The sequence below is a fragment of the Micromonospora sp. NPDC050784 genome, from assembly GCF_044456765.1.
GTDB classification, from domain to species: domain Bacteria; phylum Actinomycetota; class Actinomycetes; order Mycobacteriales; family Micromonosporaceae; genus Micromonospora; species Micromonospora foliorum.
In genome coordinates this window covers 1-19256 of sequence record NZ_JBITGG010000037.1, presented here as the reverse complement: position 1 = coordinate 19256, position 19256 = coordinate 1, and the positions used below count along the sequence as shown (strand labels likewise).

The 19256-nt window shown below is 72.9% G+C and carries 19 protein-coding genes and 1 pseudogene; 10 read left to right on the top strand and 10 right to left on the bottom strand.

What is annotated here, in order from left to right; all coding sequences use genetic code 11:
* Window positions 1-33: 33 nt before the first annotated feature.
* Window positions 34-1353, bottom strand: coding sequence for an ABC transporter substrate-binding protein (locus ACIBD9_RS31695; protein WP_396723177.1), 1320 nt, complete (start codon window positions 1351-1353; stop codon window positions 34-36).
* Window positions 1354-1491: 138 nt separating this feature from the next.
* Between ACIBD9_RS31695 and ACIBD9_RS31690 the strand changes: the two genes are divergently transcribed.
* The gene (locus tag ACIBD9_RS31690) at window positions 1492-2325 is read left to right on the top strand and encodes a phosphoribosylaminoimidazolesuccinocarboxamide synthase (protein ID WP_396723175.1); all 834 of its coding nucleotides are present in this window, start codon (window positions 1492-1494) and stop codon (window positions 2323-2325) included.
* A gap of 15 nt (window positions 2326-2340) precedes the next feature.
* Here the strand turns inward: ACIBD9_RS31690 and glpK are convergent, their stop codons facing one another.
* On the bottom strand, window positions 2341-3825 hold the full coding sequence (gene glpK, locus ACIBD9_RS31685; protein ID WP_396723173.1) for a glycerol kinase GlpK: 1485 nt from the start codon (window positions 3823-3825) through the stop codon (window positions 2341-2343).
* A gap of 106 nt (window positions 3826-3931) precedes the next feature.
* On the opposite strand from glpK, the gene ACIBD9_RS31680 reads away from it, so the two are divergent.
* Window positions 3932-4870, top strand: a complete 939-nt coding sequence (locus ACIBD9_RS31680; RefSeq protein WP_387168904.1) for a ribose-phosphate diphosphokinase — start codon at window positions 3932-3934, stop codon at window positions 4868-4870.
* A gap of 287 nt (window positions 4871-5157) precedes the next feature.
* Here ACIBD9_RS31680 and ACIBD9_RS31675 read toward each other — a convergent pair whose 3' ends face one another.
* Window positions 5158-5613, bottom strand: coding sequence for an ATP-binding protein (locus tag ACIBD9_RS31675; RefSeq protein ID WP_396723171.1), 456 nt, complete (start codon window positions 5611-5613; stop codon window positions 5158-5160).
* A 119-nt stretch (window positions 5614-5732) separates the two neighbouring features.
* Between ACIBD9_RS31675 and macS the strand changes: the two genes are divergently transcribed.
* Entirely contained in the window at window positions 5733-6860 is a 1128-nt protein-coding gene (gene macS, locus ACIBD9_RS31670; RefSeq protein ID WP_396723169.1) for a MacS family sensor histidine kinase, read from the top strand.
* A gap of 14 nt (window positions 6861-6874) precedes the next feature.
* Window positions 6875-7528 (top strand): response regulator, encoded by a 654-nt coding sequence (locus tag ACIBD9_RS31665; RefSeq protein ID WP_396723188.1) that lies wholly within the window; start codon window positions 6875-6877, stop codon window positions 7526-7528.
* 24 nt (window positions 7529-7552) lie between these two features.
* Here the strand turns inward: ACIBD9_RS31665 and ACIBD9_RS31660 are convergent, their stop codons facing one another.
* The 3 genes from ACIBD9_RS31660 to ACIBD9_RS31650 all read right to left on the bottom strand — a co-directional run bounded on the left by ACIBD9_RS31660 (window position 7553) and on the right by ACIBD9_RS31650 (window position 10003).
* A complete protein-coding gene (locus ACIBD9_RS31660) occupies window positions 7553-8125 on the bottom strand; it encodes a DUF5709 domain-containing protein (RefSeq protein WP_363614986.1) in 573 nt (190 codons plus the stop codon).
* Between the two features lie 88 nt (window positions 8126-8213).
* Window positions 8214-9005, bottom strand: coding sequence for an ATP-binding protein (locus tag ACIBD9_RS31655; RefSeq protein WP_396723167.1), 792 nt, complete (start codon window positions 9003-9005; stop codon window positions 8214-8216).
* Entirely contained in the window at window positions 9005-10003 is a 999-nt protein-coding gene (locus tag ACIBD9_RS31650) for an SDR family oxidoreductase (RefSeq protein WP_396723165.1), read from the bottom strand. Before ACIBD9_RS31650 ends, ACIBD9_RS31655 begins: the two co-directional genes overlap by 1 nt.
* A 224-nt stretch (window positions 10004-10227) precedes the next feature.
* Here ACIBD9_RS31650 and ACIBD9_RS31645 point away from each other — a divergent pair, with 224 nt between their 5' ends.
* The gene (locus tag ACIBD9_RS31645; RefSeq protein ID WP_396723164.1) at window positions 10228-11427 is read left to right on the top strand and encodes a glycosyltransferase; all 1200 of its coding nucleotides are present in this window, start codon (window positions 10228-10230) and stop codon (window positions 11425-11427) included.
* Here the strand turns inward: ACIBD9_RS31645 and ACIBD9_RS31640 are convergent.
* The 4 genes and pseudogenes from ACIBD9_RS31640 to aroA form a co-directional block, all read right to left on the bottom strand.
* Window positions 11385-12327 (bottom strand): annotated as a pseudogene (locus ACIBD9_RS31640) (hypothetical protein). The gene ACIBD9_RS31645 and the pseudogene ACIBD9_RS31640 sit on opposite strands and share 43 nt — an antisense overlap.
* A 59-nt stretch (window positions 12328-12386) precedes the next feature.
* Window positions 12387-13205 (bottom strand): histidinol-phosphatase, encoded by an 819-nt coding sequence (gene hisN, locus ACIBD9_RS31635; RefSeq protein WP_396723162.1) that lies wholly within the window; start codon window positions 13203-13205, stop codon window positions 12387-12389.
* A gap of 28 nt (window positions 13206-13233) precedes the next feature.
* Window positions 13234-14394 carry a ribosome small subunit-dependent GTPase A gene (gene rsgA, locus ACIBD9_RS31630; protein WP_396723160.1) on the bottom strand — a complete coding sequence of 387 codons (1161 nt, stop codon included), beginning with the start codon at window positions 14392-14394 and terminating at the stop codon, window positions 13234-13236.
* Entirely contained in the window at window positions 14364-15665 is a 1302-nt protein-coding gene (gene aroA, locus ACIBD9_RS31625; RefSeq protein WP_396723158.1) for a 3-phosphoshikimate 1-carboxyvinyltransferase, read from the bottom strand. The genes rsgA and aroA overlap by 31 nt, the downstream gene beginning before the upstream one ends.
* A 103-nt stretch (window positions 15666-15768) precedes the next feature.
* On the opposite strand from aroA, the gene ACIBD9_RS31620 reads away from it, so the two are divergent.
* The 5 genes from ACIBD9_RS31620 (at window position 15769) to rsrA (ending at window position 19088) form a co-directional block, all read left to right on the top strand.
* Window positions 15769-16479 (top strand): SOS response-associated peptidase, encoded by a 711-nt coding sequence (locus ACIBD9_RS31620; RefSeq protein ID WP_396723156.1) that lies wholly within the window; start codon window positions 15769-15771, stop codon window positions 16477-16479.
* Between the two features lie 196 nt (window positions 16480-16675).
* Window positions 16676-17068, top strand: a complete 393-nt coding sequence (locus tag ACIBD9_RS31615; protein WP_030336652.1) for a WhiB family transcriptional regulator — start codon at window positions 16676-16678, stop codon at window positions 17066-17068.
* Window positions 17069-17118: 50 nt separating this feature from the next.
* Window positions 17119-17736, top strand: a complete 618-nt coding sequence (locus ACIBD9_RS31610) for an alpha/beta family hydrolase (RefSeq protein ID WP_396723154.1) — start codon at window positions 17119-17121, stop codon at window positions 17734-17736.
* A 235-nt stretch (window positions 17737-17971) separates the two neighbouring features.
* On the top strand, window positions 17972-18799 hold the full coding sequence (locus tag ACIBD9_RS31605; protein WP_387168871.1) for a sigma-70 family RNA polymerase sigma factor: 828 nt from the start codon (window positions 17972-17974) through the stop codon (window positions 18797-18799).
* A gap of 1 nt (window position 18800) precedes the next feature.
* Window positions 18801-19088, top strand: coding sequence for a mycothiol system anti-sigma-R factor (rsrA, locus tag ACIBD9_RS31600; protein ID WP_030490399.1), 288 nt, complete (start codon window positions 18801-18803; stop codon window positions 19086-19088).
* The last annotated feature ends 168 nt before the right edge of the window (window positions 19089-19256 follow it).

Here is a 19256-nt window from a genome sequence, read left to right as displayed (position 1 = left end):
ACCAGCGGCCGGCTCCGGGCCGGCCGCCGGTGCTCACACCGCCAGTGCCGCGATGGCCTGGGACAGGAAGCGCGCGGTGGCCTCACGGGTGCCGTCGCGCTTGACGCGGATGCGCTCGGCGGCGGTGACCAGCAGGGTGCGTACCTTGGCGTGCCCTCTGGGCGGCGGCGCCGGCGCCGGCCCGAGCAGGTCGGCGATGCTGGCGCCGAACGCGGCGGCACGTCGCTGGGCCGAGTCGGTGATGCTGCCCTCGGCGTAGCGGCGGACCGCGGCGCTGGCGTTCAGCCCGCGCTCGTGGCCGAGGACGGTGCCGACCTCACCATTGATGGTCAAAAAGTTGATCACGTCGGCGACCACGTCCGGGTGGCGGGTGCCCCTGAACGCCGCCCAGTACATCGACGCCCGCGCCCACTGAGCCCCCGGCGGGCCGGGGAAGCTGACGATGCCCAACTCGGACTCGGTGAGTCGCTGCAGCTCCGGTAGCTGGTGCGACCAGGCGAAGGACGCGGCGGTCACCCCGTTCACCACCAGTTGCCGGGCCGGCTCGCCGCTGTCGGCCTGCTCGACCAGCGCCGCGCTCGGCGTGGCTCGCCCCCGGCGGGCCCGCTGCCACAGCTCGAACCACGCGATCAGCTCGTCCGCGCCGAAGCCGAGCTGGTTGCCCCGGTAGAACTCGCCACCCTGCGACCGCAGCCAGAGCCAGAGCGCCCGGTAGTCGCCCGACCCGTCCATCGTGCCGGCCACCCGGCCGTCGCTGGCCTCGGTGACCTGCGTGGCCCAGGAGATGTAGTCGGCCCAGGACATCCCGGTACGTGGCTCCGGCAACTGCAGCTCCCGCAGCAGGTCCCGGTTGAACACCACGACGGCGTGCGTCTGCCCGGCGGCCACCGCCATCGTCCGCCCCTCCACCGTGCCGTAGCGGATCAGACCCTCCGGCAGGCCCCGAAGATCCAGGTGGCGGTCGGTGAGGTCGAGGATGACCTGACGTTGGGTGTACTCGGTCAGCATGGCGTCGTCGATCTGGATCAGGTCCGGTACGTTCCCGCCGCTCGCCTGGGTGGCCAGCCGGTCGTAGTAGCCGTTGGCGCCCTGCCAGGTGACCCGGAAGGTGACTCGCGGGTTGCGATCCGAGTAGAGGCGCAGCGCCTTCTCGGTCAGCTCGGCCCGCTTGGTGCCACCCCACCAGAAGACCGACAGCTCGACGGGCCCGTCCTGGGTCGAGGTGGCGGCGCCGTCGCTGCATCCCGCCAGCCCGCCGGACGCGAGCAGAGGTGCGCCGAGCAGCGCGCTGAGCAGTCGGCGCCGGCCCGGGTCGGCGCCGAGGCGGTCGAGCGGGGGGCGAACAACGGGCACGGGGCTCTCCTGGACCTACGGGGGTGGCGGTCGGACCATTCACGCAGGCAGCGCACGAAGGTGTCAACGTCCGTCCGGTCACCCTCGGCTGGGTGGTCGAATCAGGCCCTTCCAATGTCGCGTGGTGTACTAGGGCGCGTGGAACTTCTGCACTCGGGCAAGGTTCGGGACGTCTACGCCGACGGCGATGACCTGATCCTGGTCGCCTCGGACCGCATCTCGATCTACGACGTGGCGCTGCCGACGCCGATCCCGGACAAGGGTCGCCTGCTCACCGCGCTCTCGCTCTGGTGGTTCGAGCAGCTCGCCGACCTGGTGCCGAACCACGTCATCTCGGCCACCGACGTGCCCGCCGAGTTCGCCGGGCGGGCCATCCGCTGCCAGCGGCTGGACATGGTCCCGGTCGAGTGCGTCGCTCGCGGTTACCTGACCGGCGGCGGCCTGCGGGAGTACGAGCAGACCGGAGCGGTCTCCGGCGTACCACTGCCGCGAGGGCTCGGCGAGGCGTCGATCCTGCCCGAGCCGATCTTCACCCCGTCGACCAAGGCGCCGATGGGCGAGCACGACGAGCCCATCACGTACGACGACGTGGTGGACAAGGTGGGTCAGGCCACCGCCGAGCGGCTCCGGCAGATCACCATCGACATCTACCGGCGCGGCGCCGAGCTGGCCGCCGACCGGGGCATCCTGGTCGCCGACACCAAGATCGAGCTGGGCTGGGCGCCGGACGGCACCCTGGTCCTCGCCGACGAGTTGCTCACCTCCGACTCGTCGCGGTTCTGGCCGGCCGAGTCGTACCAGCCGGGCCGGGTGCAGTTCTCCTACGACAAGCAGTACGTGCGGGACTGGGCCACCGGCAGCGGCTGGAACAAGCAGGCCCCCGCCCCGGACATGCCGGCCGACGTGGTGGAGGCGACCCGGGCTCGCTACGTCGACGTCTACGAGAAGCTCACCGGTAACCGCTGGGAGTGACCGCCGCACCGGCGATCACTCCACCCAGTCGAGGGTGCGCTGCACGGCCTTGCGCCACTGGCGCAGCTCCCTCTCGCGCAGGTCCGGGGCCATGGTCGGCTCCCACTGCGCGTCGGAGCGCCACTGTGCCCGCAGGGTGGCCAGGTCCGGCCAGAAGCCGACCGCCAGACCGGCCGCGTAGGCGGCGCCCAGGCAGGTGGTCTCGGTGATCCGGGAACGGACCACCGGCACGTCGAGCACGTCGGCGAGGAACTGCATGAGCAGACCGTTGGCGGTCATGCCGCCGTCCACCCGCAGACGGCGCAGCGCCACATCGGAGTCGGCGTTCATCGCGTCGACCACCTCGCGGGTCTGCCACGCCGACGCCTCCAGCACCGCACGCGCCAGGTGCCCCTTGGTGATGTAGCCGGTCAGCCCGGCGATCACCCCACGGGCGTCGCTACGCCAGTGCGGGGCGAACAGCCCCGAGAACGCCGGCACCACGTAGCAGCCCCCGTTGTCGTCCACGGTGCGGGCCAACTCCTCCACCTCGGCGGCCGTGGAGATCAGCCCGAGGTTGTCCCGCAGCCACTGCACCAGTGAGCCGGTGACCGCGATGGCACCTTCGAGGGCGTACGCCGGTGGTTGGTCCTTGATCCGGTAGGCGACCGTGGTGAGCAGGCCGTGTGTCGACGGGACCGGGCTGGCGCCGGTGTTGAGCAGCAGGAAACTACCGGTGCCGTAGGTGCACTTCGCCTCACCCGGCTGGAAGCAGGTCTGCCCGAACAGGGCGGCCTGCTGGTCGCCGAGCGCACTGGCCACCGGCACCCCGGCGAGCACCCCGCCGGCGGTGCCGTACACCTCGGCGGAGCAGCGGATCTCCGGCAGCATCGCCGCCGGCACGCCCATCGCGTCCAGCAGCTCCGGTGCCCAGTCCAGGGTCGTGAGGTCCATCAGCATGGTCCGGCTGGCGTTTGTCACGTCGGTGACGTGCTCGCCGGTCAGCTTCCAGATCAGCCAGCTGTCCATGGTGCCGAAGAGCACCTCGCCGCGCTCGGCGCGCTCGCGCAGGCCGTCGACCTCGTCGAGCAGCCAGCGCAGCTTCGGCCCGGCGAAGTAGGTGGCCAGCGGCAGGCCCGTGCGGGCCCGGAACCGCTCCTCGCCGTACGCAGAGGCAAGCTCGCGTAGCAGCGGCCCGGTCCGGGTGTCCTGCCAGACGATGGCGTTGGCCACCGGGCGGCCGGTGGCCCGGTCCCAGACGACTGTGGTCTCCCGCTGGTTGGTGATGCCGACGGCGGCCAACCCGGACGCGTCGGTGCCGGCGGCCCGCAACGCCTCGGCGACCACCTGCTGGACGTTGTCCCAGATCTCCTCGGCGTCGTGCTCCACCCAACCCGGCCGGGGGAAGATCTGCCGGTGCTCGCGCTGGGCCACGGCGACGATGTCCCCGGCCCGATCGAAGACGATGCACCGCGAAGAGGTGGTGCCCTGGTCGATGGCGGCGACGTACTGGGGGGTCACCGCAGCACCGTACCCGGACGGCGGCGCGGCGCGACAGGCGTCACGGTGGGTGGGTTCCGGCCCGCCGCCGTTGGCGGCCCAGCCGCTTCGCCTACGATGTGCGAACGTGCGCGACATCGCAGTTTTCAGTGGAACCGCCCATCCCGACCTGGCTGCCGAGATCTGCGCCCACCTGGGGGTGCCGCTGCACCCGGTGCGGGTCTCCCGGTTCGCGAACGACTGTCTGGAAGTCCAGTTGCAGGCCAACTGCCGGGAGCGGGACGTCTTCCTGATCCAGCCGCTGGTGCCGCCGGTGCAGGAGCACCTGGTCGAGCTGCTGCTGATGATCGACGCCGCCCGGGGCGCCTCCGCCGGTCGGATCACTGTGGTGCTGCCGCACTACGCGTACGCCCGTTCCGACAAGAAGGACGCGCCGCGGATCTCGATCGGCGCCCGGCTCGTCGCCGACCTGCTCACCTCGGCCGGGGCGGACCGGGTGCTCGCGATGACCCTGCACTCGCCGCAGGTGCACGGCTTCTTCAGCGTCCCGGTGGATCACCTGCACGCGCTGCGGGAGTTGGCCACCCACTTCCGGCGCTACGACCTCAGCAACGCCGTCGTGGTCTCACCCGACCTGGGCAACGCCAAGGAGGCGGCGGCCTTCGCCCGGCTGCTCGGCACGCCGGTCGCGGCCGGGGCGAAGCAGCGGTTCAGCGACGACCTTGTCAAGATCAGCGCGGTGATCGGCGACGTGGCCGACCGGGACGTCATCGTGTTGGACGACGAGATCGCCAAGGGCAGCACGGTGGTCGAGCTGATGGAGCATCTGCGGGGCCTGAAGGTCCGGTCGATCCGGCTCGCCTGCACGCACGGCCTCTTCTCCGGGGACGCATTGCAGCGGCTCAGCGACCAGGACGGCGTCCTGGAGATCGTCTGCACCAACACGGTGCCCATCCCGGACGCCAAGCGGGTCCCCAAGTTGCAGGTCCTGTCGGTGGCCCCGGCCCTGGCCGAGGCGACCCGTCGAATCCACAACGGAGAATCCGTCTCCGCCCTCTTCGCCTAACCAGCCCAGCCCCCGCCCCTCGCCCCGCGCGATCTTGCGGTTTCTGCCGCGACATAAGGCATATTCCACTCATCCTGACAACCGAAACCGCAAGATCGCCGGAACCTCCGGCCTGGCCTGCGTCGATCATGGAGTTGTGGTGCCTCGCATAAGGGGCGCATGCGGAGCCGTCGCCCACCACGACTCCATGATCGACCGGCGGGGTGGGGCTCGGGGCTCGGGGGCGGTGAGGCGGTGGGGGCGGTGGGGGCGGTGGGGGCGCGGGGCGGGGTCAACGCGGGGCGGGGTCAGCGCGGGGTGTGGTTGTGGTTTGTCAGGCCGGTGCTGATCCGGACGGTGGTGCCGGCGGTGCCGGTGACGACCTCCATCGCGTCGGTCAGCTCGCGGGCCAGCCAGAGGCCCCAGCCGCCGGCGGTGTCCGGGGCCGGTCGACTGCGGTCGCCCAGCCGCTGCGGGCTGATCCCGTGCCCGTGGTCGGCGACCTCGCAGACCAGCACTTCCGACTCGTGCCAGAGTCGCAACCAGCCGCGCCCGCCGCCGTGTCGCACCGCGTTGGTGATCAGTTCGTTGATCGCGAGCACGAAGTCGTCCAACCGTTGGCCGCTGAGACCCGAGGCATGCGCGCAGGAGGTGACCGAGTGTCGAATCTCGGTCACCTGAGCCTGGTCGAAGGCTTCGGCGATCAGGAGGGCAGGTTCGATGGGCACAACCGTACGCGGTGCGTGCGGATCTGCGTTCGTCATGGGCCCGTCCTGGCGGCGCATCTCGGAGTATTTCGCGGCTTTTCCACCGTACGTCAGGGTTTCCCGAACCGCACTCGCTGCTCGCCGTGCGGCGTCCCGGTTGTGGCATCCTGACCGCCATGCCGTCGCCGCCGGGTGGGTTCGAGGTGCCGCTGTGGCGTGCGCTCACCGTGTTCAGGCTGGCCTCCCTGGCGTACGTCTGCGCGCTCGCGGTGCGCGACGCCGACCGGTACGCCCACCCGTACGCCGTCGGCGTCCTGATCCTGTTGATGATCGTCTGGACCGGGGCGACCGCGATCGGGTACTCCCGACCGGCCTGGCGGCGCTGGCCGCTGCTGCTGGCCGACCTCGGGGTGGTGGTGGCCATCGTGCTGGCCACCCCGTGGGTGGTCGGCCGGACGGCGCTCACCCACGGCGTACCCACCCTGGGGGTGGCCTGGATGGCCGGGCCGGTGCTGGCCTGGGCCGTCTCCGGCGGCCGGCGGCGGGGCACCGTCGCCGCGTTGCTTGTCGCCGGCGCGGACCTGGCCACCCGGGAGCGGATCGGCCAGTCCTCGTTCACCGGGGTGATCCTGATGCTGCTCGCCGGGGTGGTGGTCGGACACGTGGCCCGGTTGGCGGCGAGCGCCGAGGAACGGTTGCAGCGCGCGGTGGAGTTGGAGGCCGCCACCCGGGAGCGGGAGCGGCTGGCCCGGGGCATTCACGACTCGGTGCTCCAGGTGCTGGCGCTGGTGCAGCGGCGCGGCGCTGACCTGCCCGGGGAGGCCGGCGAGTTGGCCCGGCTGGCCGGCGAACAGGAGGCTGCGCTGCGGGCGCTGATCGCCGGTGCCGGCCCGGCGAGCCTCCCGGACGGCGGCGAGGCGGTAGACCTGCGGACCCTCCTCGGCCGGTACGCCTCGGCGGCGGTGGCGCTCTCCGCCCCGGCCACCCCGGTGCCGCTGCCCCGACGGGTGGCCGGCGAGTTGGCCGCCGCGACCGGCGCGGCCCTGGACAACGTGGGGCGGCACGCCGGTGGGCGGGCCTGGGTGCTGATCGAGGACGAGGGGGCGACGGTGACCGTGTCGATCCGCGACGAGGGGCCGGGCATCCCGGACGGCCGGCTGGCCGAGGCCGCCGCCCAGGGGCGGCTCGGCGTGACCCAGTCGATCCGGGGCCGGGTGACCGACGTGGGCGGCACGGTCCGGATCGTGTCCGCCCCCGAGGCGGGCACCGAGATCGAGCTGAGCGTGCCGAGGTCACCGCGGTGAACCAGATCCGGGTGATGGTGGTGGACGACCATCCGATGTGGCGGGAGGGGGTGGCCCGCGACCTGACCGAGGCCGGTTTCCTGGTGGTGGCGACCAGCGGCGAGGGCCGACAGGCGGTTCGGGTGGCCGCCGCCGCCCGGCCCGACGTCGTCGTCCTCGACCTGCAACTACCGGACATCTCCGGCGTCGAGGTGATCCTGGGGCTGCGTGCCGCACTGCCCGCCGTGCGGGTGCTGATGCTCAGCGCCAGCGGCGAACAGCAGAGCGTGCTGGACGCGGTAAAGGCCGGGGCCACCGGCTACCTGGTGAAGTCGACCGCGCCCGCCGAGTTTCTGGAGGCGGTCCACCGCACCGCGGCCGGCGACGCGGTCTTCACCCCCGGCCTGGCCGGGCTGGTGCTTGGCGAGTACCGCCGGCTGGCCGCCGGACCGGGGCGGGGGACCGGCCCGGCCGGCGCTGCCGAACCCGCGACGCCCCAGCTCACCGAACGGGAGACGGAGGTGCTGCGGCTGGTGGCGAAGGGGATGTCGTACAAGCAGATCGCCCAGCGGCTCGGCCTGTCGCACCGCACGGTGCAGAACCACGTGCAGAACACCCTGGGCAAGCTGCAACTGCACAACCGGGTCGAGCTGACCCGGTACGCCATCGAACGCGGCCTGGACGACTGAGCGGACGTCCAGACCGAGCGGACGTCAGACCGAGCGCGGCGGCTCCGTCTCGTGGATGGCCAACTCCTCGGCGGTCGCCCCGCCACCGGCCGATCCGGCGTCGTACGCCACCGAGTCGGTCTCCTGGTCGGTGTGCGATCCCTCGTCCGGTTCCACCAGCCGGCCCACCGTGGCGTCGGCCACCGTGCCGAGCTGACCGTGGTCGTAGAGGGAGACCGGTGAGTTCGGGTCCGAGGTCGGCCCGGGATCCATCACGTCGGCGTCCAGTTGGGCCTCCGCCGCGGCTTCCAGGTTGTCCGCCTCGAAGGCGATCTTCGGGTCGATGGTGCCGGCCAGCGGGTCGTCGGCCGGGCGCTCGTAGACCTCGCGGTCGAGCTTGTAGTCCAAGGACTCACCGTCGAGCTGCTCCTCGGCTGTCGTTCCGAACCGGTCCACCGCCACCGGCGTCCGGTCGCCGGGCAGTTGGGCCGGGTCCGGGCCGTCCGCCTCGCGCCCGGTGAGGACGTCGTCGTTGGCGCTCGAGTCGTCATCGGCGGTGTCGGGCAGCCCTTGCGCCTCGGTGTCGGACACGGGGGTCGGGTACTCGTTGTCGCGCATGTCTGATCACTACCCGCTGCCCTGCCGCCATAACCGGACGAGCTTCGGCGGTACGGCCCGGAACCGGGCGCGGACGCCGAAAACCCCGTCAGGCGGCCTCGTCGTCCGGGTGCAGCACACACCAGACGACCTTGCCGTCCGGTACGGCGCTGCTGCCCCAGCGACGGGTCACCGTGTCGATCAGCAGCAGACCCCGGCCACCGACCCGGTTCGGCGGGGAGATCCCGGCGAACGTCGGCCGGCGCGGGGAGTGGTCCCGAACCGCCAGGTGCAGGGTGCTCTCCTGGGGTGCCAGCCGAACCGTCATCGGAGTCTGGGCGTGCGCCACCACGTTGTTGACCATCTCGGTGATCGCGATGCACGCCGGGTCGATGAGCGTCGGCATGCCCCAGCGCTCGCAACCGGCGGTGACCAGCTCGCGGGCCTGCCGGGCGGCCCCCACCGCCGGGGCCAGGTCGGCGGTGAGCACCGCCGCCAGCGGTGTCGCCGCGACCGCGGCCAGCGCGCCGTCGAGCGTCGGCCAGGCCGGCACTCCGGCGAGCGCGGTGTCCGGGCGGGCGGGCCCGTCGACCGCCGGGTCACACAGCAGCAGATCCGCTGCGGGCCAGTCGGCGACCTCCCGGCGAATGTCGGCGAAGACGCCCCGCCCGGCCGGGTCGACGACCCGCAGACCGGTCACGTCGGCCACCACCGGGCCGGGCCGGTCCACGAGACGGGCGAGCAGCGCGCCGCGTACCGCCTCGGCTCCGGCGGCGTCGAGCACACCGGTCAGCCGGACCACCGCTGACCACTCGTCGATTTCCACGAGACAGCTCGACATGATCGTCCCATTGTGCGCGCCGGTGACGGTCAGCGCATTCGGGCGCTCGACATCCGCCATCAGCGGTCCGACCGGGAGCGGCGGTTGATGGCCGCCAGGGTGCCGACAGCGGTGCCGGCGGCGGCCAGACCGAACGCGGCGGTCATCCGCACCACCTGTCGCCGTCGCCCGTTCCAGCCACCGTCCTGGCGCGCCTGGGCATCGGGGTGGAACACATTGCCGCTGCTGTCCAGACGGGCGCCCGGCCCGAACTGGGTGCGGTGGGCGTACCAGCCGAGGGTGCGCTCCACCAGCGCGGGCGCCAGCCGCCACTGCAGGCCGATCAGCCGGGCCGCGCCACCGGCGTACGCCTCGCGGCGGGGCCGGCGCAGCAGCCGGACGATGGTCTCGGCGACCACCTCCGGCGGATAGATCGGCGGAGGTGGCACCAGTTCCCGGCCGCTGTGGTTGCCCGTGTGCCGGAAGAACGGGGTGTCGATCGTGGCCGGCAGCACGGTGCAGACGGAGATGTGACCCCGACCGGTGACCCGCAGTTCCTGTCGGACGGTGTCGGCCAGCCCTCGGATGCCGTGCTTGGTGGCGTTGTACGCCGACTGGTACGGCATGGCCACCTCGGCCAGCACCGAGGCGTTGTTGACCAACACACCGCCACCGGCGGCGCCCAGGTAGGGCAGGGCCGCCTTGATGCCGTGCACCGCCCCGAGCAGGTTGACCTCCAGCACCCGGCGGAACTCGGCGACCGGGATCTCGTCGAACAGACCCACGGCGCTCACCGCGGCGTTGTTCACCCACGCGTCGATCCGGCCGAACTCGGCCGCCGCCTGGTCGGCCAGCCGCCGTACCGACTCCAGGTCGGTCACGTCGGTCGGCACCACCAGCGCCCGACCGCCCAACTGCCGGCAGTGCTGCGCGACCTGTTGCAGGGCGGGCTCACTGCGGGCGGCCAGCACGACGGCGGCACCCCGGCGGGCCAGTGCGTACGCGGTCGCCGCGCCGATCCCGCTGGACGCGCCGGTGATCACCACGGTCGAATCGTCGAGACTGCGGGTCAGCGGCATTCCTGAGCGGTACCCCAGGCCGGGCCTGGTCACACCGACGACGGCTTGTCGATCATCGTCGAACCGTGCTGTCGCGTGCCGCGTGTGCTTGCCGTGGCGCAAGTGTCGGTGGCACTCGCGCGGACTCTTCCTGATCTGCCAGGTTTCGGCTCAGTGTCGCGGGGTTAATGGGACGCTCTGACCGGGAGGACCACCGCCGAGGAAAGATCGCAGGGAGGTGACCCATGCGCGTCGGCCTCGTCTGCGCGCACGCCAGTTCCTACCGCCACGCCGACGGCCCACCGGTCGGCACCCGACAGCACATCGCGCGCGTCGCCACCGAACTGGCCGAGCGAGGCCATGACGTCCGGCTCTACGTCCGCCGGGACGACCCGGCGCTGCCGGCGACGATGACTGTCGACGGCTACCAGGTGCACCAGGTGCCCGCCGGTCCGCCCACCGCGCTACCCACCGTCGAGCTGATCCCGTACGTGACGGAGGTCGGCCGCTGGCTGGCCGACGAGTGGTCGGGTGCCTGGCGGCCCGAGGTGGTGCACGGGCACTACTGGGTCGGTGGCCTGGCCGCCGCACACGCCGTTCGGGAGACCGACATCCCGGTGGTGCAGACGTTCCACTCGCTCGGCATCGAGCAACTGCGGCACCTGGGCGGCAACTACGACGGGCCGGGGCAGCGGATCACGCTGGAGCGCGCGTTGACCCGGGCGGTCGACATCGCCGTGGCCCAGTCCAACGACGAGGTCGACGAGCTGACCCGGATGGGTCTGCAACGCAGCTCCGTCGCGTTGGTGCCGGCCGGCGTCGACATCGACCTGTTCCACCCCGACGGCGAGGCCGCACCGCGTGAACAGCGGCCCCGCATCCTCTCGGTGGGCTCGCTCGCCGCCGGGCACGGCCAGGAGGACCTGATCCGGGCGATGCGGCTGGTCGGAGACGCCGAGCTGGTGATCGCCGGTGGGCCACCGGCCGACCAGTTGGCCAACCACGCCGAGGCGCGACGGCTGCGTGAGCTGGCCGAACAGCTCGGCGTCGTCGACCAGGTACGGCTCGTCGGTGCGGTGCCGCACGACCAGATGGCCACCTGGTACCGGTCGGCGGACGTGGTCGCCTGCACACCGCACTACTCCTCGGCCGGGCGGGTCTCGCTGGAGGCGATGGCCTGCGGGGTGCCGGTGATCGGCTATGCGATGGGCGGCCTGGCGGACGCCGTCGTCGACGAGGTCACCGGCCGCCTGGTGCCCCCCGGTGACGTGCGGGCACTCGGAGTGTCGCTGCGCCGGCTGCTCAGCGACAACGCCGGGCGGTTCGCGTACGGGCACGCCGCGGTGGACCGGGTGCGCAGCAGCTACACCTGGGAGCGGACCGCCGGTGCGTTGGAGCGTCTCTACGAGCGGGTGGTGAGCCGGCGCAAGCCGGTCGAAGCCTGAGGTGGCGGTGCTGCGGCAGCCCAGCCGTGGTGCGGTGCCGGACGGTCAGCCCGGCCGGCCGGCACCAACCATGGCGGGGTCCCGACGGCGTGCCACCGAGCGGTGCTGCTGCGGTTCGGCGTACCGGGTCAGGCCGATCACCGCGGCCAGGGTGACCAGGAAGCCGGCCGCGGCCAGCCACTCCCGCCCCGGCCAGATCTTGTCGTTGAGCAGCAGCAAGCCGACGATCGCGGCCGGCACCGCGCCGGCGGCGTCCATCGCGGCGACCGCGGCGGTCGTCGAGCCACGCTGCATGGCCAGACCGAGCAGCAGCTGACCGACGATCGAGTGGACGATCAGCAGGTAGAACAGCGGGTCGGCGAGGAACGCCTCGGCGGACGGCGCGGACGCCAGTGGCCGGGCGGCGACCGCGGCCGAGCTGAACGCCAGCCCGGCCAGTGAGCCGAGGGCCACCGAACCCGGCGCCCCGTGCAGCCGGACGGCGAAGACACCGAGCACCGCGATCACGCCGAGTGCCACCAGCAGGGCGATCGAGCCGGCGGTGCCGAGCTGCTTCGACGGCGCCGGCCGGGCGGACAGCACCAGCGCGGTGATCCCCACGAAGAGCAGCGCCAGCAGCACCACCTCCGCCGCGGGCAGCCGCCACTTCAGCACCAGCACCCCGAGGATGGCCGTCACCCCGAGCCCGGCGGCCACGCTGGCCTGTACGAGGAACAGCGGCAGGTCCCGTCGGGCCAGGAAGGCGAGCACGAAGCCGCCGATCTGGAAGCCGAGACCGACCAGGTACGTCCGGTGCCCGGCGAGGCGCAGCAGCAGGCCCGGATCGAAGGTGTGGTGGACCGTGGTGCGGGCCGCCGCCACTGACTGGAGCAGGTTGGCGAAGCCGTACGCGACGATCATCGCCGCGAGGAAGCACCAGCCGGAGGAGACCACCTGGCGAGGATAGAGGTTGCCGGGGGTCAGCGCTCGGCTGGTCGATTGAGCCGGGTGAGGATGTCGGCGTGCAGCACACCGTTGGTGGCCACCACGCTGCTGTCGGTGCCCGGCGTGCCGGCGGGCGCGGGTTGTCCGTGCAGATCCGTGACCGTGCCACCCGCCTCCGTGATGATCGGCACCAGCGCAGCTACGTCCCACAGGGACAACTCCGGCTCGGCCATCACGTCGAGTGCCCCCTCGGCCAACAGCATGTAGCCGTAGAAGTCGCCGTACGCCCGGTTGCGCCAGCTGTCCCGCATCAGGTCGAGCACCGCGTCGAGCCGCCCGGCGCTCTCCCACCCGTTCAGCGAGGAGTAGCAGAAGCTGGCGTCGGCGATCTCACGCACCGCGGACACGCCGATCCGTTCGCCCGCCTCGGGGCCCGGCCCGGCGTACGCGCCCGCGCCCGCGCTGGCCCACCAACGTCGGCCGAGCGCCGGTGCGGACACCACGCCGACCGCCGGCCGGTCGCCGTCGTAGAGCGCGATCAGGGTGGCCCAGATCGGCACGCCACGGACGAAGTTCTTGGTGCCGTCGATCGGGTCGACGATCCACCGGCGGCCGTTCGGGTCGGTGGACGGCTGCGCCCCGTACTCCTCACCGAGCAGCCCGTCGGCCGGCCGGTGCTCGGCCAGCACGGCGCGGATCTCCCGCTCCACGGCGGTGTCCGCGTCGGAGACCGGCGTCAGGTCGGGCTTCGCCTCGACGCGCAGGTCGAGCGCGCGGAACCGGGCCGTGGCGATGGCGTCGGCCCGGTCGGCGAGCAGGTGGGCGAGGGCGAGGTCGTCGGCGTACCCGGTCATGCCGGCAACCTAGCCCACGCCCGTCGGGTCACTCGTCGGGCCCGCGCCGGTCACCCTCGCCGGGCCCGCGCTGGTCGCTGTCCCCGCGCGAGTCACCCTCGCCGGCACGGGAGGCGAGCAGCCGACGGTACGAGGCCAGCCGGCGCGGGTCGGCCTTACCGGCGGCCACCCAGGCATCCAGCCCGCAGTCGGCCTCGTCGGCCGTGTGGGGGCAGTTCGGTGGGCAGTCGACGGTGCCCTCGACCAGGTCCGGAAAGCCGTGCAGCAGGCTGTCGGCCGAGACGTGCGCCAACCCGAAGCTGCGGATCCCGGGAGTGTCGATGATCCAGCCCGGGTCGGTGTCGACCCCGGGCGCCGGCGGCAGCCGCAACGCCACCGCGCTGGTCGAGGTGTGCCGGCCCCGGCCGATCGCGCTGACCACGCCGACCGCGCGCAGCGCGTCCGGAACGAGGCGGTTGACAAGCGTCGACTTGCCCACCCCGGAGTGCCCGACCAACACCGACACCTTGCCGCTCAGCAGCGTACGGAGCGCGTCGAGGTCGGAGTCGGGGCGGTTGAGCACGTACGGCAGCTCCAGCTCGGTGTAGTAGCCGAGCACCTCCTCCGGGCCGGCCAGGTCGGCCTTCGTGAGGCAGAGCAGCGGCTCGACGTCCGCGTCGTACGCGGCCACCAGGCAGCGGTCGATGAACCCGGTGCGCGGCGGCGGGTCGGCCAACGCGCTGACGATCACCAACTGGTCGGCGTTGGCCACCACCACCCGTTCCAGCCGACCCTCGGCGGTGGTCTCGTCGTCGTCGGCGGTACGGCGCAGCACCGAGCGGCGCTCGGCGATCCGGACGATGCGGGCCAGCGCGCCCTCCGCGCCGGACGTGTCGCCGACCAGGCTGACCCGGTCACCGACGACCACCGACTTGCGGCCCAGCTCGCGGGCCCGCATGGCGGTGACCGTGGGCAACTCGGCGCCGACCACGCCGCGCTCGGCCCCGGAGAGCACGCAGGTGTAGCGGCCCCGGTCGACGGCGATGACGAACCCGTCGACCGCGTCGGCGTGCTGCGGGCGTGTGCGCGTACGCGGGCGCGACGACTTTCCGGGCCGGACCCGTACGTCGTCCTCGTCGTACTCCCGCCGTTTGGTCGCCAGGACCTTCCTCCGTCGCGTCAGCTCTTGCCGGTCACCATCGCTGACCATAGTGCCGGGAACTCGGGCATGGTCTTGGAGGTACACCCCACGTCGTCCACGTCGATGCCCGGAACGGCGAGCCCGGCCACCGCGGCGGCGTGCGCCATCCGGTGGTCGTGGTAGGTGCGGAAGACCCCACCGCGCAGCGGGCGGGGTCGGATCTCCAACCCGTCCGGCGTCTCGGTGATGTCCGCCCCGAGCCCGCCGAACTCCCGCGCGAGCGCGGCGAGCCGGTCGGTCTCGTGGCCACGGATGTGCCCGACGCCGGTGAAGACCGACGGCGAGTCGGCCAGCATGGCCAGCGCGGTCAGCACGAGGGTCAGCTCGCCGACGTCGGACAGGTCGGCGGTCAGGCCGTGCACCACGCCGGTGCCGCGGACGGTCAGCCCGTTGGTGGAGAGGGTGACCTCGCCGCCCATCCGCTGTAGCAGCGAGCGGAGTTTCTCGACCGGCTGCGCGCTGCTGTGCGGCCACCCCTGCAAGGTGACCTCGCCGCCGGTGACCAGGGCGGCGGCGAAGAACGGCACGGCGCCGGAGAGGTCTGGCTCGATATCCCAGCCGCGTCCGGTGAGGGGGCCGGGCTCGACGGCCCAGACGTCGGGGGTGCTGTCGTCGACCGCCGCGCCGGCGGCCCGCAGCATCTGCACCGTCATTCGAAGGTGCGGCGCGGAGGGCACCGGCGGGCCGACGTGGCGTACCACGACACCCCGGTCGAAGCGGGGGGCGGCCAGCAGCAGCCCGGAGACGAGCTGGCTGGAGGCGGACGCGTCGATCACCACCTCGCCCCCGGTGACCCGGCCGGTGCCGAGCACGGTCAGCGGGAGGCTGCCGGAGCCGGTGACGTCGATCCGGACGCCCAGCGAGCGCAGCGCGTCGACCAGTGGGCCGAGCGGCCGGGTGCGGACGTACGGGTCGCCGTCGAAGGTGACCTGCCCGTCGGCCAGGCCGGCCACCGGTGGCACGAACCGCATCACGGTGCCGGCCAGCCCGACGTCGACGTGCGCGGGGCCGGCCAGCGGGTGCGGCCGGACCAGCCAGCGCTCGTCGTCGCTGATCGACACGTGTGCGCCCATCGCCCGCAGGCCGGCGGCCATCAACTCGGTGTCACGGGCGCGCAGCGGCCGGGCCAGCGTCGACGGGCCGGCGGCCAGCGCGCTGAGCACCAGGGCGCGGGCGGTCATCGATTTGGAACCGGGCAGGCGCAGCGTCGCCGCCACCGGGTCGGATGCGGTCGGTGCGGTCCACGGCTGCGGCGGCCGGGTCGCGGTCAGGTTCCCCACGGTTACATTCTGCCGTGTCGGCGGGTGGGCGGCGGCGCCCGGCGTTCGTACTCCCGGTTGGCGGGACAGCCGGCGGGGCCTCCGACGCGTTAGCGTGTGCCCCATGTGCGGCAGGTACGCGACGACCCGGAGCTCCGGCGAGCTGAGCGCGCTCTTCGAGTCGTCCGACGACACCGACGGCCTGGTCCGAGCCGATCACAACGTCGCGCCCACCGACCCGGTGCCGCTGGTCCGGGTCAGCCCCGAGGGGCACCGCAGTCTCTGTGTCGGCCGCTGGGGGCTGCTGCCGCACTGGTCCCGGTCCGCCGCGGGGGCCGCCCGCATGATCAACGCGCGGGCGGAGACGGTGGCCACCAGCCGGGCGTACGCCGGCTCCTTCTCCCGTCGCCGCTGCCTGGTCCCGGCCGACGGCTGGTACGAGTGGGTGCGGCTGCCCGACGGCGGACGACAGGCGTACTTCATGACGCCTCGGGACGGCTCGGTGCTCGCGCTTGCCGGCATCTGGTCGGTCTGGGAGTCCGACGTCGAGACCCGGCTCACCTTCAGCGTGCTGACCACCGCGGCGCTCGGCGACCTGACCGAGGTGCACGACCGGATGCCGGTGCTGCTGCCACCCGAGCGGTGGTCGTCGTGGCTCGCGCCGACCGACGAGCCGGGGCGGCTGCTCACCGCGGCTTCGGCGGAGCAGTTGGCGGGGTTGGAGATCCGCCCGGTGGGTGCGGCGGTCGGAAACGTTCGCAACGACGGGCCGCAGCTGACCGCCCGGGTGGCGGTGGCGCCGACTGTGACACCGCAGGAGTTGCCCCTGTTCTGACACCGGCGCGCATCGTCGGCTGCCGATTTGCCAGGGTTCCGCGCGATTCGTCTCCTGACTGTTCGGTCATGTTCCCGGCAGACCCTTGTCCCGGTGTTGTGAAGTGCGATAGAACACAGCGCCGGTAGTGGCTGTCGATCCGCACGGGGCGGACGACGTCCACAGATCTTGCCGGTCCCACGGGGGAGGTGGGTGGATGACACGGGCACGTATGCCGCGCCCGCACGAGGTGGCGGCGGCGCGGCGAGATCCGCGACTGCTGCGGGCCGTGCGGGAACGGCGACAGGACGACGCGTGGCGCACCAGAGGAACCTGCCAGAGCGTCGATCCGGAGACATTCTTTCCGGCACCGAACGAGCCGGCGGACGCCGCCGTCGCGCTGTGCCGCAGTTGTGACGTACAGGGGTCCTGCCTGGCCTGGGCCCTCGACGTCGGTGACTGCCACGGCGTGTGGGGCGGCACCACGCCGCGGGAACGGCGGGCGATGCTTGTCGCCTGGCGGGGGGAGGTCGACCCCGACCCGGACGCCATCGACGACGCCGGCCCGCCGGTGCGCGATCGCCTGCTCGCCCTGGTCCCGCTGAGCTGATCGACGGCCGGTTCGCACCCGTCGCCCGTCCGGCGGCGCAGAATAGGCCGGTGCCAACCAGCGACGAGATCGACACCCCGCGCGGTCCGGCGCGGATCGACACCGACCTGCCGGTCCGCCCGGCCACCGCCCTGCTCGTCCTCGGGCACGGCGCGGGCGGCAGCGTCGACGCGCCCGACCTGCTCGCGGTCCGGGACGCGTCGGTCGCGGCCGGCCTGGCGGTGGTCCGGGTGACCCAGCCCTACCGGGTCGCCGGTCGACGTGCGCCGGCACCGGCTGGTCACCTCGACGAGGCCTGGGTAGCGGTGCTCGCCGCGCTGCGTGACCGGCACGCCGACGTGCCGGCAGTGGTGGTCGGTGGGCGTTCCAGTGGCGCACGGGTGGCCTGCCGGACGGCGCGTGCGGTGGGCGCGGTGGGTGTGGTCGCGTTGGCCTTCCCGCTGCACCCGCCCGGCCGACCGGAACGTTCGCGGGCCGCCGAACTGGGCACCGGCCTGCCGACGTTGGTCGTCAACGGCGACCGGGACCCGTTCGGGACGCCGGAGCCGGGGCCGGTCGTGCAGGTGGTGAGCCGTCCCGGTGAGACGCACGATCTGCGCCGGGACCCGGCCGGCACCGCCGCCGCCGTCCGCGACTGGCTGTACGCCCAGGGCTGGGCGGCCGGCTGACCCGTCGGGGCCGGCTCGCCGGGGCGACCGTTTCCGGCGCCGGGCACGGGTCGTTGCATCCGATGGTGCCGCCGGCCCGATCGGGGCCGGTGACACCAGTCCTCCCAGGCCCTTCCTGGTCCCAGCGCCGGCCGCCGTCGGGGCCGGGACCAGGAACGGGAGGGCCGGCCGGAATGCCCCAGTGGTCATCAGGCGTTACTACCCCCGGACGACTTTTCTGCGAGGGGGGTGACCGGTGCCAACCGAGACACGAAGCCTGGAACGGGACGAGCGGGACGCCCGGCAGCTGAAGCGGCTGCTGGATGGCCCGGAGTGGCCGGCGACGGCGGGACCGGGCGGGGCGGGTGCGGTGAGCACGGGCACACCAGCCGGAAGTGAATCTGCGGGCAGGTCCGTGCGCGTATCCTCGGCGGGAAAGCATCCGACGCGAGGGGATGTGCGGTTGACCACCGAGAAGACGGACGAGCGCAGGGCCCGATTCGAGCGGGACGCGATGCCATTCGTCGATCAGCTCTACGCTGCTGGGCTGCGGATGACACGCAACCCGGCGGATGCCGAGGACCTGGTCCAGGAGACGTACCTGAAGGCGTACGCGGCCTTCCACCAGTTTGAGCAGGGCACGAACCTCAAGGCCTGGCTCTACCGGATCCTGACCAACACCTACATCAACTCCTACCGCAAGCGGCAGCGCCAGCCGATCCAGGCACCCACCGAGGAGATCACCGACTGGCAGCTCGCCGAGGCCGAGTCGCACACCTCCAGCGGGTTGCGCTCCGCCGAGACGGAGGCTCTGGACCGGCTGCCGGACAGTGACGTCAAGGAGGCCCTCCAGCAGTTGCCGGAGGAGTTCCGCCTGGCCGTCTACCTCACCGATGTCGAGGGCTTCTCCTACAAGGAGGTCGCGGACATCATGGGCACGCCGATCGGCACCGTGATGTCGCGTCTGCACCGGGGCCGTCGTAATCTGCGCAAGCTGCTCGAGCGCTACGCGGGGGAGCGGGGCTTCAGCGCTGCCCGCTCGGCGAAGGGCTCGACCGCCGCCGCTGCCGGCCGGGAGGTGTGACGTGAGCTGTGGGGAGCCGCACGAGACGGACTGCCGCGAAGTGCTCGCGGAGGTGTACCTCTACCTGGATCTGGAGTGCGCCGACGAGCGCCGCTCGCTGATCCGGCACCACCTGGACGAGTGCGGGCCCTGCCTGCGCGAGTACGGGCTGGAGCAGGAGGTGCGGGCGTTGGTGGCGCGTTGCTGTGGCAACGAGACCGCACCGGACCAGCTGCGCGAGCGGCTGCGGGTCAAACTCACCGAGCTGGTGGTCTTCGAGACCAGCGACTCCCGTGAGCTGGCCGACTGAGCGTCTGAGCTGGCACCAGCTGGCAAGACCGGTGGGGGGGGGGGGGGGGGGGGGGGGGCGCCGCGGCGGCCCCCCCCCGGGGGGGGGGCCGGCCCCCCGGACCGTCCAGCCGTCGCCGAGGGAGTCGAAGAGCGCCACGTCCCCGGGTGACTGGTGGGTGCGGCCCTC